Source organism: Streptococcus infantis, assembly GCF_019929575.1.
GTDB classification, from domain to species: Bacteria; Bacillota; Bacilli; order Lactobacillales; family Streptococcaceae; genus Streptococcus; species Streptococcus infantis_L.
In genome coordinates this window covers 1-13543 of record NZ_JAHZPU010000036.1, presented here as the reverse complement: position 1 = coordinate 13543, position 13543 = coordinate 1, and the positions used below count along the sequence as shown (strand labels likewise).

The window sequence follows — 13543 nt, the reverse complement described above, 5'->3', positions numbered from 1 at the left end:
TCTTCTGTCGTTGTAGTTGTTGAAGTTGTTTTTGGCTCTTCTGTCGTTGTAGTTGTTGAAGTTGTTTTTGGCTCTTCTGTCGTTGTAGTTGACGTCGTTGTAGTTGACGTCGTTGTAGTTGTGGTGGTTGTGGTTTTGGTTGTAGTTGTAGTCTTATCACCACTACCAGTACCTGAACCACTTTCCAATCTTGTCAAAGCAGTGATTGAGCGAGGGTTAGCGAAGTTTGTTGCTGACCAGTCTAATAAATTGCTAACATTAGTTCCCGCAGGAAGTTCTGAAGCCAATTCCGTTGTATACTCAATATACATAGCCCAATTCCAGTTATCACCGAAGTTAATTGTAAAGCCTGTGATTTTTCCTTCAGCATTTCGTGTGAATTCAGCTTTTTTAGTAAAGTTATCAATTGGTTCCAATTTAAGAAGCGCAGCTTCATTAGGAATTTTCTCTGGTTGAGTTGCATAACGAACAGCACGAAGAGAACCTTCTACAAGAACTTGTCCGTTATCGCTAAAGTCATCTTTGATAACCATGTTGTCTAGCTTATCTTGGACAGCATTTAATAGAATACGCCATTTGATTCGTTTAGGATTTTCAGGATCTTGGTAACCATATTTCATTTCATAGTCACCTATCTCACCCGTATCAGTTTGGTAATTGAGAGTGTATTTTTCAGTTCCAAACGTAAATGTATATTTCCCTGGCTTTGTCAAAGTAACTGTATTAGGACGTACAGAGTATTTCAAAGCCATTATTTTATCTTTATAGTTCTTAGAAAAGTAGTCCGTAAATGTAATGGTTACTTTTTGTGTGCTTGGATCCGTAACAGCATTAGCAACTACCTGACCATCACTATGTAAAATTGGGAATTCTAACTTAGTTACTAAACCTAATTCCTTAGGAAGGTCAAGAACAAGGGTATCTCCTTCATTAATTTTCTGAGAATCTGGGAAAGAAATTGTATTTGTAGCTTCCATGGTCTTTCCAGTAACAACCTCAGTGTCAGCAGTCAATGGTTTCCCATCCACTGTAATTGCCGTCTTGTTCGTATAATTTGTAATATCAGTGGCAAATACTGTTGTAAGTATTGTCAAAGATAATACAAGCATACTAGCAAAAGCTAACACACGCATATAGTTCTTTTTTAGATTACGCATTGTTATCTCCTTAAATTTTATCAAGCATATAATAGCATTTTTTTATAAGAAATTCAAGAAATTAATATGTGTTGAAAATATCATTAACAAAATAACAATTTAGCATTATTTATAATCAAATTATTTCTAATACACTGAAATTACATATCTTTCTTTTTATTACTTATTCCCAATATTGTTAAGAATAGGATTACAAAACCATATAGTGATCATCGCAAACTTGACTATTTCCCTATCTCTGACAAGAGCTGTCCTTGAACTACTGGAACTTCAACTTTTTGAGATTCTTGATTTGGAACTGCCAATTAGTTCATCTGTCTATCCTGTTTAGGAGATGAAGCCATTGGGATGCTAGCAAACCTGTACTGATGTTACTTGAATTGGTTCTTCTACCAATATTCCGATTTCAATGATCTCGGTTTGGACTTGCTCAGGCTCTTCTGAGCGAATCAATTCTTTCTTGAACTCCACTCCATCCTTAAGGAACCAGCGACACGCATCTTGTCGTCTACCTGATTTACTTTTTTGCAGAAAAACTTGTGTACCTTTAACAAGTTCAGGCTTTTTAATCGTTTGCTTTTCACAATCGAGTTCTTCTACTTGGATGTTTTCTTCTATTTTTAAATATTATTTAAATCATTTTAACTGCTAAGTTCTTCAAATAGTACTTGCTTCAAAAAAGCCAGGACTGATATCCTGACTCATTATTCTACTATTAAAATCCTAATTTTTCAAAGATTTCTGAGAAGTTTTGGCTGATTGCTTCAAGTGAAACTTGAACTTCTTCGCGAGTTTGGTTGTTCTTGACTGTCACTTGTCCTCTTTCGACCTCGCTCTCTCCAAGAGTGATAAGAGTCTTAGCAGCAAAAACATCGGCTGACTTAAACTGAGCTTTGAGTTTGCGGTTAAGGTAATCACGCTCTGCTTTGAAACCTTGTTGGCGAAGAGCTTGTACCAACTCCAAGGCTTTAAGATTAGCTCCTTCACCGAGAACAGCGATATAGACATCTAGGGCGTTTTCGATAGGAAGGGCTACACCTTGCTTTTCAAGGATGAGAAGCAGACGCTCTACACCAAGTCCAAAACCAAATCCAGCAGTCTCAGGACCACCAAAGTAAGCAACCAAGCCATCGTAGCGACCACCTGCACAGACTGTCAAGGCATTGCCCTCAATCTCAGTGATGAATTCAAAAATCGTGTGGTTGTAGTAGTCCAAACCACGAACCATATTGGTATCGATGATATAGTCTACCCCGAGATTTTCCAACATTTGACGAACAGCATCAAAGTGAGCTTGGCTTTCTTCGTCAAGGTAATCCAAGATAGACGGCGCATTCTCTACTGCCACCTTGTCTTCTTTTTCCTTAGAGTCCAAAACACGGAGAGGATTTTCCTCCAAGCGACGTTGGCTATCCTTAGACAAGGTCTCCTTGAGCGGTGTCAAATAGTCAATCAAGGCGTGGCGGTAAGCCGCACGGCTCTCAGGATTTCCAAGCGTGTTGAGGTGTAATTTGACACCTTGGATGCCGATTTCTTTCAAGAAATGGGCTGCCATAGCGATTGTTTCCACATCTGTCGCTGGATTGCTAGAACCAAAGCACTCCACACCGATCTGGTGGAATTGACGCAAGCGACCTGCTTGTGGGCGCTCATAGCGGAACATTGGCCCCATGTAGTAGAACTTGCTTGGTTTTTGAACTTCTGGTGCAAAGAGTTTGTTTTCCACATAAGAACGAACGACTGGAGCAGTTCCTTCTGGACGGAGGGTAATATGGCGGTCTCCCTTGTCGTAAAAATCGTACATTTCCTTGGTTACGATATCCGTTGTATCTCCGACAGAACGACTGATGACTTCGTAGTGCTCAAAAATTGGGGTACGTACTTCTGCGTAGTTGTAGCGTTTGAAGATTTCACGCGCAAAGCCTTCAACGTACTGCCATTTGGCCGACTCAGCAGGTAAAATATCCTGCGTTCCTTTTGGTTTTTGTAATTTCATAGGGAATCCTCTTTATAACTTAATAGTCCTATTTTACCATAAATGAAGGGATTGGGACAGTGTGAAAAGAAGACTAACACCTAAATTTCATTTTTGAGATTAAGACTAGCTAGGAGAATCGCAAGCAAGGAAAGTCCAACAAACAGAGCCCATGTTAACTGTATATCCCATACTGCCACCAGTGAAAAACAGGCTGTCCCCACTGGTATAGATAGAGTAAACAACAAACCTAAAAAATTACTGGTACGAGAGAGAACCTCTGGAGCAAGATTTTTCATGAGCAGAGCACTAATCTTTGGAGAAATTTTCCCAGAAACATACATGGTAAAAAAGACGAAAAACATCCCGAGCAAGACTTGGTTTAACAAATTAGATAGACCAACTAGACTTGCTCCTAATGTAACCCACATCATCAATCTAGGCAGAGATTGCTTCCCAAAATAATCATTGCCCGTAAGGCTACTGATGATAACTGCTAATAAGGTAATCAATTGTAAGATAAACAATGCATCCTTGTAGGAAAAATTCAGTAAGGAATGATTTAAAAGGAAGATGTTATAGATACCACCTAAGGCACCACCCAAAGCATTGATAAGCAAGATAGCAAAGAGCATAAAACCAAAGTTTTTCTGTCCACTTTTAAGAAAAACAAGACGTAAATTTCGGTAAATTGTTAGGAACTGCTCTTTGATAGAAAGCTTCTCATTTTTCAGTGATTTACTATCAACAAGTGGAGTTGATAAGCTTAATTCAGCCCTTCCTAAAAAGAGAATGAGAGCTGACACTAGGAAAAATATGGCATTGATTCCCGCTACGAGTGAAAAGTTCTGTGTTGACACCCCTAATAGCCAAACTCCAAAAGCCTGCCCGCCAATCGCAGAGATGTAGGTAATAAACTGTGAAAAGGAGTAGGCCTCCATCAAATCTGGCTCTGCTACTTTTTCTTTAACGAGAGGCATTCGCAAGCCACCAGCAAAATCACTGGCTACATCACTAATGACATTGATGAGGCAAAGGGTCGAAAAGGCAAAGAAACTAGCTTGCTGAACAACTAGGGCTGCTAGAAAAAATAAAACCGCCTGAAATAAACCGACATAGGTCATCCATTTGACCTTGTCCTTGGTATAATCTGCCCGAATTCCCACAAAAACTGTAAAAAGAGTTGGAAGCATCATCACAACATTCGCCATTGCAACGGCAACAGAAGCCTCTGGCAAAGTCGAGGCATAGACCACAAACACTAAATTAAAAATGGAAGCTCCAAAAGCATTGAAAAATCGTGATAAACTCAAAACTCTGTAAGCTTGATTTCTTAGTAATAGTTTCATATAGATTCCTCTCTTTCTCACATACTACTTTTATGGTAGCTCTAGTATAGCATCAAGAATCTTATGAGAAGATATTTTTGAATATATGCAACAGACTAAACTGATAACGAAAACGATAGAATTTTTCTAATGCTAATAAGTATCTTCACAGTCCTATCGTTTCAAGTTATTTTATCTAGTTGCAGATATTCAACACTCCATGGCGCTTCTATAATAGTCAGCAGATTTGATACAACCAATCATCTCGAAAATACGGAGAGCGTCCTCCATCTTTCTCTGCCCTTCCTCTACTCTTCCTTGCTTACTATCAAGCAAACCTTCTGCCCAGAGGTAGACTATTCGAAAATAGGTTTCATTTTCTTCAAAGAAGTTCTTTTCAATTTGTTTTTTAAAATAGAGGGCATTGGTAAAATCATCAATTTCAATACAGGCCATAAAAGCATTGAGGAGCAAGGTATGCATCATATTTCGATTTTTCCCAACTCCTTGCAAGAAATCTGACTTCCGCAACATTTCTCGAGAGTACTTTGTAAAAAGCTGGACTGATAAAAGCGGAGAGCAGGAAGAAAAGAACAACAGTTCATAGTGTCCCCAAATTTCGACAGAAAATAGATAATCATGTAGGACTCTTTCTTCCTCAGCGGTCAATGTAACCGTCTCATCAATGGCTTTCATATAGGATTTTATTAAAATCGCATTGAGAATGTGTTGCTGTCTATCTTTTGAAAAAGGAAGTTGTTGATATTCTCTCTGGTAAAGAGTGCGCAAGGATGTCAAATCTTGAGGGTCAATAGCCTCAACTATTCTGTTTCTAAATTCAGAATAGGCATCCTGATGAAAACCTCTCGCCAAAAATAACAATTCTTCCATACTCGCATGAATATTCTCCAAAGCTGTGATTAACTTTGGAGCAGATATTTCACTCTGACCATTTTCAAAACGCGACAATAAGGATGCTGAAAAGCGTCCGCCTGTTGCTTTTCTCAAGGAGATTTTTCTGGACTCCCTTAACTCTTTAAAAACTTTTCCTAAATTCTTCATACTCTTACCACTCGTCTTTTATTTTTTCCTATTTTACCACATTTCCTAATAAATACTAGTTCCAAACCAGCATTTACAATCTGCCACAGGCATGATACAATGAATAACATCAGATATACGAAGGAGAATTTATGAAAAAGAATATCTTGACGACCCTTGTAGCTGCCCTTGTCTACTTTCTCTGCATCGGAGTAGGGGTTCTACTAGGAAACCTTGTCGACCACACTGGAAATATGTTTTACGCCCCTGCCTTTTCTGCTCTTGTGGGTGGTAGCGTCTATATGATCCTTTTAGCAAAGGTTCCTCGTTTTGGAGCTATTACTACGATTGGGCTCGTTATCTCTCTATTTTTCCTCGGAAGCAAGCATGGTGCTGGTGCCTTTCTTCCAGGAATCATCTGCGGTCTTGCAGCAGATGGCATTGCTCATCTTGGCCACTACAAAGATAAGGTCAAGAACCTTCTTTCCTTCCTAGTTTTTGCTTTTGGTACTACTGGTCCCATCCTACTCATGTGGTTGACACCTCAAGCTTACATAGCAACCCTAGTTGCTCGTGGAAAATCTCAGGACTATATTGATCGCATCATGGTTGCGCCAAATCTCATTACCATTCTTCTCTTTGTAGCAAGCGTCCTTATCGGTGCTCTACTCGGTGCCTTGATCGGACAAAAACTTAGTAAGAAGTTTGCAGACAAAATGTGATAGAAAAAGAGCCACACAGCTCTCAGTAGATTGACAAACCCTTTCGGTAATTTTACTACATCTTGAAAACTCTTAGAAATGCTGAAACATGCTATTTTTAAGAGTTTTTTTATTTTCTCTAGTAAAATCATAACCACCCGTCTAACGGGTGGTTTGCACCAGGGCTATAGGCCCAAATTACCAGCCAGCGCCTAAAGACGCTGGCTTTCACGTTGTTCAAGCCTCATTGCTCTTGACTCGTCACTTGCCTCTTAAAGAGGCGTGAGTATTACTTACTACTGTCCCTAAAGGGATCCTCATATTCTTTTACACTCAATTTATCTAGTGCTATATCATGCTTTTCCTGCTCTTGAACATACTTCTTAATTGTGGCTCCATTGAGTCCAACCGTACTCACATAATAACCTTCCGCCAAGAAATGCCGATTTCCAAACTTATATTTCAAATTGGCGTGTTTGTCAAACATCATGAGTGCACTCTTACCTTTTAAATACCCCATAAAACTTGAAACACTTATCCTCGGTGGAATACTTACTAACATATGTACATGATCTGGCATCAAGTGTCCTTCGATAATTTCAAAACCTTTATAACTACACAAGCTATGAAATATTTCACCTAAACTACTCCGATATTGATTATAGATGACTTTTCGTCTATACTTAGGGGTGAACACAATGTGATACTTACAGTGCCACTTTGTGTGTGATAAACTATGAGACTTTTGTACCATGGTTTTCTCCTTTCGCTTTACAATTGGCTTGAACACCTTTATTGTATCGCGTTTGGAGTTTTTTTGGTATAACCTTCGACGCGCACCCGCATAGCGGGTGGTTTATTTGTCTCGCACCTCACGGAGCGAGACGGACTAATAGTCACATAAGAAAAAGATTGAAGAAAATTATCCACAACGGACTTTTTCTTCAATCTGAGAGCCACACGGCTCTTTTATTTATGGCTTAATTTCTTGGTCAAAAAGTCTCCCAAGAACTGAATTGTAAAGATAATCAAGATAATGATAAGCGTCGCAAGGACTGTCACATCATGATTGAAACGGTTAAATCCATAGGCGATAGCTACGTTACCGATACCACCTGCTCCGACCGCTCCCGCCATAGCTGTTTCACCGACAAGGGAAATCAAGGTTACAGTTGTCACACGGATCAAGTCTGGTAGACCTTCCGATAGGTAAACACCTACGATGTCCCAGAAAGTAGCTCCGCTAGCTTGAGCTGCCTCGATGACACCGCCATCTAGCTCTGCCAATACCACCTGTACCTGACGAGCAAAGAAGGCAAAGACTGCAAAAGATAGGGGTACAATAGCCGCATTTGGTCCGATACTTGTCCCTACGATTAGATGAGAGAAGGGTGACAAGACAGCCAAGAGAATGATGAATGGCACCGCACGGAAGATAGAGGTAATCTTGTCCAAAATCCAGAAAACAACTTTATTTTCCAAGACACCACCTGGAGCTGTCAAGACAAGGAAAAGCCCTGCAACCAGCCCTAGGAAACCTCCGATGATGAAGGAAAGAACCGTCATATAAAGGGTCAAGTAGATTGCCGTTCCCCAGCCAGCCTGACCAGACCAACCCATCTTGTAGACGTTTGGTAAGTATGCTTTAATCAATTCTGCCATCTTACTGTCCTCCCTTCAATACTTTTAGTTGTACACCAGCCTGACGGATGGCGTCTTGAGCGCTTGCCAAGGCTTCTTTTTCCCCTGACAATACAACCACAAGTTCACCCACAGGAGTGCCGTCCAAAATTTCAATGTTCCCATAGAGAATATTGGCTGTTACTTGGTAGTGCTTGTACAATTCATTCAGAAGTGGTTCATCTGTAGAAGCGCCTGCATACTTGAGTTGTACCAAAATGCTGTTTTCAGATAAGTGCTCTACAATTTCTTGTTTCTCAATCTTGACCATAGCTTCATCGATACCTGTCGCAGTCGAAATAAAGTCCTGAGTCAATGGCTGCTTAGGATCTGAGAAGATTTCAAGAACGCTGCCCTCTTCAATCAAGCGACCATCCTGCATCACTGCCACACGGTTAGCAATGTCTTTGACAATCTGCATCTCGTGTGTAATCAAGACAATGGTCAAACCTAGTTTACGGTTCAATTCTTGCAAGAGTGACAAGATTTGTTTCGTTGTCTTTGGATCAAGAGCTGAAGTTGACTCGTCTGAAATCAAGATTTTTGGATCATTGGCCAAGGCACGCGCAATAGCCACACGTTGTTTTTGACCTCCAGATAATTGTGAAGGATAGTTTTCGGCACGGTCAGCCAAGCCCACCAAGTCGAGCAATTTAGCTACTTTAGCCTTCTTTTCTTCCTTGCTGAGCCCAGAGTGTTTGAGGGCAAAGGCTACATTTTCCTCTGCTGTTTTCTGGCTCATCAGGTTAAAGTGTTGGAAAATCATCCCGATATCTTGACGTTTATGACGTAATTGCTCAGCAGTTAAGGTAACCTTGCCATCAAAAATTACATCATTATCTACAGTAATTCGACCTGCAGATGGTTTTTGCAAGAGGTTAATCACACGAACTAGGGTTGATTTCCCTGCCCCAGAATATCCAACGATTCCGTAGATATCCCCTTCTTGGATGTGAATAGTCACATCCTTGACCGCTGTGATGGTTCTTTTCTTTTGGTGAAACGTCACATCGATCTGATCTAACTTGATAATATCTCTACTCATAGCTTCTAATCAGCTCCTCTACTAATTCAATATGGGTGTAATAATCTGCGATTCGCACATTTTCATCTCCACCATGGTCTCGGCTATTAGCATTTCCTAGACCAAAGGCAACCATAGGTACTTCTAAAGCATCAAAGACCGTATGCATAGGTCCTGTCCCAGCTGTAGTCGGCAAGACTGAAACGCCCTGTGGATAGAATTTCTTGGCTAACTCAATAACATTGAGAATAGATGGTGCACTCATATCGCTTCGATAACTCATCTCACCCAAGGTATAGTATAATTCTACCTTATCAAAGCCGTTTTTGTCTAGTTGTTTCCGGATTTTATCCAAAACATCATGCGGGTCCAAGCCAGGAACCAAACGAACTTCTAGCTTGGCACTAGCCTCTGCTGGTAGAATCGTTTTAACTCCTTGCCCCTGATAACCAGACTGAATTCCTTCGATATTGAGTGCTGGTTCAAAGAAGAAACGCTTTAGAAAGGCTGTACGTTCCTCTTGTAAAAGTGGCAATTCCAAGCCATAAATCTGGCTGATTTCTTCTGGATTGCGTTGAGCATAGGTTTCAACCAAGGCTAACTCACGTTCGTTAGGCTCTTGGACCTCATCGTACAAGCCCTCAACTAAAATACGTCCATCTGCAGCTCGCAAACTGGTCAAGGCTTGAATCAGATACCATGGAGCTGACTCTACAATACCGCCATAGCTAGAGTGGATATCCACATCGGCACTCTTGACCTTAGCATCAAAGGTTACAATTCCTTTGTTCCCACCAGAGATTTCTAGCTGTTCCAAGGCATTTTTGGTCCCTTGTTCCCAGACCAATAAATCTGCACCACGAAGCTTGTCCGCATGTTTTTCTAGATATTTGTCCAAGTCCATAGAGGCAGACTCTTCAGCTCCTTCCATGATGAAACTGATATTGACTGGTAGATCATCATGATGCTGCATGTATTTTCTAAGAGCACTCAAGCGGGCAGTGATATGTCCCTTATCATCATCAACCCCGCGTCCATACATAATGCCATCACGCACAGAAAGCGTAAATGGATCCTCTGTCCAGACTTGGTCGCCATCCGCAGGTACTGTGTCATAGTGGTTATAGAAAATGATAGTCTTGGCATTTGGGCGTGAACTTTTAAAATGCGCCATGACAAAGGGTGCCGTATAACTCTCATCAATCTCGACCTCTGCACCTACACGCTTAAAAATTTCGCCTAGATAACGAGCCACTTCTTTAAGGCCGACTTGTTGGGCAAAGACTGATTTTTTAGAAATCAAGGTACGCAAAACTTCAAAGTAATGCTGCGCTACATGATCCTTTTCAAACTTTTCAATTTGTTCTTCTTGGCTAGGGAAAACCATTTTCTCTCTACCTTTCTACTAGGACTTGTACCTTTGGAATCAATACAAGTGGATGTTTCTTTTCTTTAGTCTCTATATAAAAGCAAGAGGTGGAAAAAATCTCTCCCACCTCCCTGTGTTTATTACCAAACTGGTTGATCCAAGCCGTCTGAAGTTTCTTCGATGACTTTTTTCACTTCATCAGTATGGTAAGCTGCGATAATTTTCTTGATTGCATCAGCTTTAGGTGATGATTCCCAATCTTTTTTCGCAACGATGATGTTGTACCATTGTTTTGAGTTTTCGTCAGCTTGCTCTTTAAAGAGTGCTTTCTTGTAGTCCAATTTTGCTTCTGTAACAAAAGTATTGTTTACAACTGCTGCATCAACTGAAGTCAATGAACGAGCTGTTTGGCTAGCGTCCAACTCAGTGATTTTCAAGTTCTTTGGATTTTCTTTGATGTTTGCGATTGTAGCAAGTTCAGTTCCTGAAACATCCAATTTAATCAAACCAGCTGATTGAAGAAGGTAAAGGGCACGGCTTTCATTAGTAGCATCGTTTGGAATAGCAATTTCACCGTTGTTTGGGATTTCTTCCACTTTAGTGTACTTGTTTTCTTCACCGTTTTTACCTGAGTAAAGGCGGATTGGTGAGATATAAGTATCTGCAATCGCTACAAGGTCTTTACCGTTTTCTTTGTTCCAGTTGTTCAAGAAGTTGTAGTGTTGGAAAGCGTTCAAGTCTACTTCACCATCAGCAGTTGCTTTGTTTGGTTGTGAGTAGTCTGTAAACTCTGTGAATTCCAATTTAATTCCGTCTTTTTCAACCAATTCTTGGACTTTATCCCAACGTGCTTCTTCTGAACCACTACGGTTAACAGTTGCGATTTTAACTGTAGTTGTGTTGTCTGCTTTCTTGTCCGAATTTCCGCAAGCTGCAAGTGCAAGGCCTGCTACTGTAGCGATAGCTGCTACGCCTAACCATTTTTTAATTTTCATGATTCGTTCTCCTTTAAAAATAATACTGTAATAGTATCTCACACTTTATTTGATTTCGCAAATTGTTATTAGATAGGCAGACATATAGTTTGAAACTATATGTCTAAAAGTTGCAAAATCATCCACCTACGAGAGAATGGATGATTTACAAACTTATTTGATGTCAGCTTCTGCTGGGAGGTAAGAACCACCAAAGAACTGTTGAGATAATTTTTCAAGAGTTCCGTCTTTGTATAGTTCTTGGATGCGTTTGTCAACAAATGATTTCAATTCATCTTGACCTTTTGCAAGAAGTGGGTAAACGTAAGGTTGTTGGTCACTTGGAAGTTCGATGACTTTCAAGTTATCCAAACCTTGGTTTTTGATAACTGTTTCTACACCGATTTTATCAAAAATCTTGTAGTCAAATTGTCCATCGCTCAAACGTCCCATGATTTGTTGGAAGTCAGCTTTTGTATAGTTAAGGACAGTTGGGTTATCTGCGTGTTGTTTGTTATATTCTTCCAATTGTTTAGCTGATGTTGTTCCTTGAACGACTTCAGTAGATTTTCCACCGATATCATCAAGCGATTTGATGCTGTTATCATCTTTCTTAACTACGAGAACGTTAGGGTTTTTAGCAGTTGGTGCTGCGTAAAGATATTTTTCTGCACGTTCTTTAGTGTAGCTGATGTTGTTAACCGCCATTTGGTAACGATCTGCGTCAAGGCCTGCAAAGATTCCTGACCATTCTGTCTTTTCAAACTTGACATCATACTTGTCAGAGTCTTTAAAGATAGCGCGAACAACCTCAATCTCAAAACCAGTCAACTCACCGTTGTCTTCATAGTTAAATGGTTTTGGTGACGCGTTAGTTGCTACGACGATTTCTTTTTTACCAGATGTTGCTTCACCAGATGCAGCATCTTTCTTTTCACCACCTGAGCAAGCTGCCAATACACCCGCGGCTACAAGCCCTAGGGCAGCAAGTGATGAATATTTAACGATTTTTTTCATGATATTTCCTCCAAAATAGAATACAATCTTATCTTAACAGAAAAAAAGGAATTACGCTATTATATGATTTCTATATTTGTGATAGGTTTTCTTTATGGCTGATTAAAAGACCAAACGTAGGACTGCTATCAAGACCACCCCAAAGAGAACGGTCCCCACCAGATTGCGGTAACGAAAGGCTACAAAAGCCGTTGGAAAGACTGTTAAAAAGTCTAACCACTTTATCTGCGGGAGACTTCCAACTTTTCCTGTCACCACACTTGAAAGAATCAAGGCAAAGATAATAGAAACTGGTAGAAATTTCAAAAAGCGCTCTACGATAGGCGGCAAACCCTTGTACTTGACTAGAATAAAAGGAATCATTCTTGGAATCCAAGTCACCAAGCCAGAAAAGACAATTGCTAATAAAATATACTTACTGACCATCCAAGACCACCCCCATGGTACAACCTAGCAAGGTCGCAAACAGAACAGCTAATGACTGAGACACCACCGTCAAGAGCAAAAAGAAAGATACAGCTACAACTGCTAAAATTATGAAGAGATTGCGCAAAGGAATCCGTTTTTGCATAATCTGAAACTGGGAAGTAAAAATCCCAATAAACATCCCCACTAGGGCAAAATCTAAGCCAAAAATTTCTGGATTTGGTAGAAGTCCACCTAGAGCAGTTCCGACAACAGTTCCGACAAACCAAGCTACATAGCTGTTAAGGTTGTTCCCGTGCATCCACATAGGATTGACCTTATCCGTATGCACCAACTCGCCCATCAAAACGCCATAGGTCTCATCGGTCAAAAGACTGGACATACCGATATTGTGCCAGAGACTGGTATGACGGAAATAGGTAGACGCATGTAAGCTCAACAAAAATAGACGCAAATTGATCAAAAAGACCGTCATAGCAATGGCTGCCACAGGCGCTTGAACTGCTATCAAGGATATCATGGCAAACTGGGCACTCCCAGCATAAACAAAAAGACTCATCAGGCCCATTTCTACTGGTGTCACATAGGGCGAACCGATAATGCCACAAGCAAGACCGATGCTAACATAGCCCAGAGCTGTCGGCACCGCAGCCTGCGTACCCTCCCAAAATCCTTTTTCTTTCATAGACTTCCTCACTAATCATTCCTTCAGCGACTGCTTTCCAAACAGTCACAGCAAACATTATTATAACATATTCGTAAAATAGAAAAAAGTGCCCTGTTGTAAAATGAAGTGCAACACAAAAGACATGTTCATCTGATATACTAGAGTTGCAAAAAACAGTATAGAG

At 40.4% G+C, this 13543-nt stretch carries 14 protein-coding genes; 1 reads left to right on the top strand and 13 read right to left on the bottom strand.

Translation table 11 applies throughout. From position 1 onward, the window contains the following. The 5 genes from K1I67_RS08915 to K1I67_RS08895 form a co-directional block, all read right to left on the bottom strand. The coding region (locus tag K1I67_RS08915) for an Ig-like domain-containing protein (protein WP_223339657.1) at positions 1–1157 on the bottom strand (1157 nt) is incomplete at its 3' end. A gap of 351 nt (positions 1158–1508) precedes the next feature. Continuing rightward, positions 1509–1763, bottom strand: coding sequence for a G5 domain-containing protein (locus K1I67_RS09995; protein ID WP_223339658.1), 255 nt, complete (start codon positions 1761–1763; stop codon positions 1509–1511). A gap of 109 nt (positions 1764–1872) precedes the next feature. Then, entirely contained in the window at positions 1873–3153 is a 1281-nt protein-coding gene (gene hisS / locus K1I67_RS08905) for a histidine--tRNA ligase (protein ID WP_223339656.1), read from the bottom strand. 80 nt (positions 3154–3233) lie between these two features. After that, a complete protein-coding gene (locus K1I67_RS08900; protein WP_223339655.1) occupies positions 3234–4481 on the bottom strand; it encodes a transporter in 1248 nt (415 codons plus the stop codon). A 189-nt stretch (positions 4482–4670) separates the two neighbouring features. Further along, positions 4671–5522 (bottom strand): Rgg/GadR/MutR family transcriptional regulator, encoded by an 852-nt coding sequence (locus K1I67_RS08895; RefSeq protein ID WP_223339654.1) that lies wholly within the window; start codon positions 5520–5522, stop codon positions 4671–4673. 131 nt (positions 5523–5653) lie between these two features. Here K1I67_RS08895 and K1I67_RS08890 point away from each other — a divergent pair, with 131 nt between their 5' ends. Continuing rightward, positions 5654–6223: an MptD family putative ECF transporter S component gene (locus K1I67_RS08890; protein WP_223339653.1), complete on the top strand. Its 570-nt coding sequence runs from the start codon at positions 5654–5656 to the stop codon at positions 6221–6223. A gap of 268 nt (positions 6224–6491) precedes the next feature. On the opposite strand, the gene tnpA is transcribed toward K1I67_RS08890, so the two are convergent. The 8 genes from tnpA to K1I67_RS08850 all read right to left on the bottom strand — a co-directional run bounded on the left by tnpA (position 6492) and on the right by K1I67_RS08850 (position 13377). Beyond that, entirely contained in the window at positions 6492–6956 is a 465-nt protein-coding gene (gene tnpA / locus K1I67_RS08885; protein ID WP_223339652.1) for an IS200/IS605 family transposase, read from the bottom strand. Positions 6957–7171: 215 nt separating this feature from the next. Beyond that, positions 7172–7864: a methionine ABC transporter permease gene (locus tag K1I67_RS08880; protein ID WP_004250431.1), complete on the bottom strand. Its 693-nt coding sequence runs from the start codon at positions 7862–7864 to the stop codon at positions 7172–7174. A gap of 1 nt (position 7865) precedes the next feature. Beyond that, entirely contained in the window at positions 7866–8927 is a 1062-nt protein-coding gene (locus tag K1I67_RS08875; RefSeq protein ID WP_223339651.1) for a methionine ABC transporter ATP-binding protein, read from the bottom strand. Continuing rightward, on the bottom strand, positions 8920–10293 hold the full coding sequence (locus tag K1I67_RS08870) for a M20 family metallopeptidase (RefSeq protein ID WP_000231835.1): 1374 nt from the start codon (positions 10291–10293) through the stop codon (positions 8920–8922). Before K1I67_RS08870 ends, K1I67_RS08875 begins: the two co-directional genes overlap by 8 nt. A gap of 122 nt (positions 10294–10415) precedes the next feature. Next, complete coding sequence (locus K1I67_RS08865; RefSeq protein ID WP_000694516.1) at positions 10416–11270, bottom strand: MetQ/NlpA family ABC transporter substrate-binding protein; 855 nt, start codon at positions 11268–11270, stop codon at positions 10416–10418. A 153-nt stretch (positions 11271–11423) separates the two neighbouring features. Beyond that, positions 11424–12266 carry an amino acid ABC transporter substrate-binding protein gene (locus K1I67_RS08860; protein WP_223339650.1) on the bottom strand — a complete coding sequence of 281 codons (843 nt, stop codon included), beginning with the start codon at positions 12264–12266 and terminating at the stop codon, positions 11424–11426. A gap of 102 nt (positions 12267–12368) precedes the next feature. Next, positions 12369–12692, bottom strand: coding sequence for an AzlD domain-containing protein (locus K1I67_RS08855; protein WP_223339649.1), 324 nt, complete (start codon positions 12690–12692; stop codon positions 12369–12371). After that, positions 12682–13377, bottom strand: coding sequence for an AzlC family ABC transporter permease (locus tag K1I67_RS08850; RefSeq protein ID WP_223339648.1), 696 nt, complete (start codon positions 13375–13377; stop codon positions 12682–12684). The genes K1I67_RS08855 and K1I67_RS08850 overlap by 11 nt, the downstream gene beginning before the upstream one ends. Positions 13378–13543 lie beyond the last annotated feature (166 nt).

Bases quoted from the DNA above. Each gene is read 5' to 3' on its own strand.
- hisS (WP_223339656.1), bottom strand. From the start codon at position 3,153: ATGAAATTACAAAAACCAAAAGGAACGCAGGATATTTTACCTGCTGAG.
- K1I67_RS08900 (WP_223339655.1), bottom strand. From the start codon at position 4,481: ATGAAACTATTACTAAGAAATCAAGCTTACAGAGTTTTGAGTTTATCA.
- K1I67_RS08895 (WP_223339654.1), bottom strand. From the start codon at position 5,522: ATGAAGAATTTAGGAAAAGTTTTTAAAGAGTTAAGGGAGTCCAGAAAA.
- K1I67_RS08890 (WP_223339653.1), top strand. From the start codon at position 5,654: ATGAAAAAGAATATCTTGACGACCCTTGTAGCTGCCCTTGTCTACTTT.
- tnpA (WP_223339652.1), bottom strand. From the start codon at position 6,956: ATGGTACAAAAGTCTCATAGTTTATCACACACAAAGTGGCACTGTAAG.
- K1I67_RS08880 (WP_004250431.1), bottom strand. From the start codon at position 7,864: ATGGCAGAATTGATTAAAGCATACTTACCAAACGTCTACAAGATGGGT.
- K1I67_RS08875 (WP_223339651.1), bottom strand. From the start codon at position 8,927: ATGAGTAGAGATATTATCAAGTTAGATCAGATCGATGTGACGTTTCAC.
- K1I67_RS08870 (WP_000231835.1), bottom strand. From the start codon at position 10,293: ATGGTTTTCCCTAGCCAAGAAGAACAAATTGAAAAGTTTGAAAAGGAT.
- K1I67_RS08865 (WP_000694516.1), bottom strand. From the start codon at position 11,270: ATGAAAATTAAAAAATGGTTAGGCGTAGCAGCTATCGCTACAGTAGCA.
- K1I67_RS08860 (WP_223339650.1), bottom strand. From the start codon at position 12,266: ATGAAAAAAATCGTTAAATATTCATCACTTGCTGCCCTAGGGCTTGTA.
- K1I67_RS08855 (WP_223339649.1), bottom strand. From the start codon at position 12,692: ATGGTCAGTAAGTATATTTTATTAGCAATTGTCTTTTCTGGCTTGGTG.
- K1I67_RS08850 (WP_223339648.1), bottom strand. From the start codon at position 13,377: ATGAAAGAAAAAGGATTTTGGGAGGGTACGCAGGCTGCGGTGCCGACA.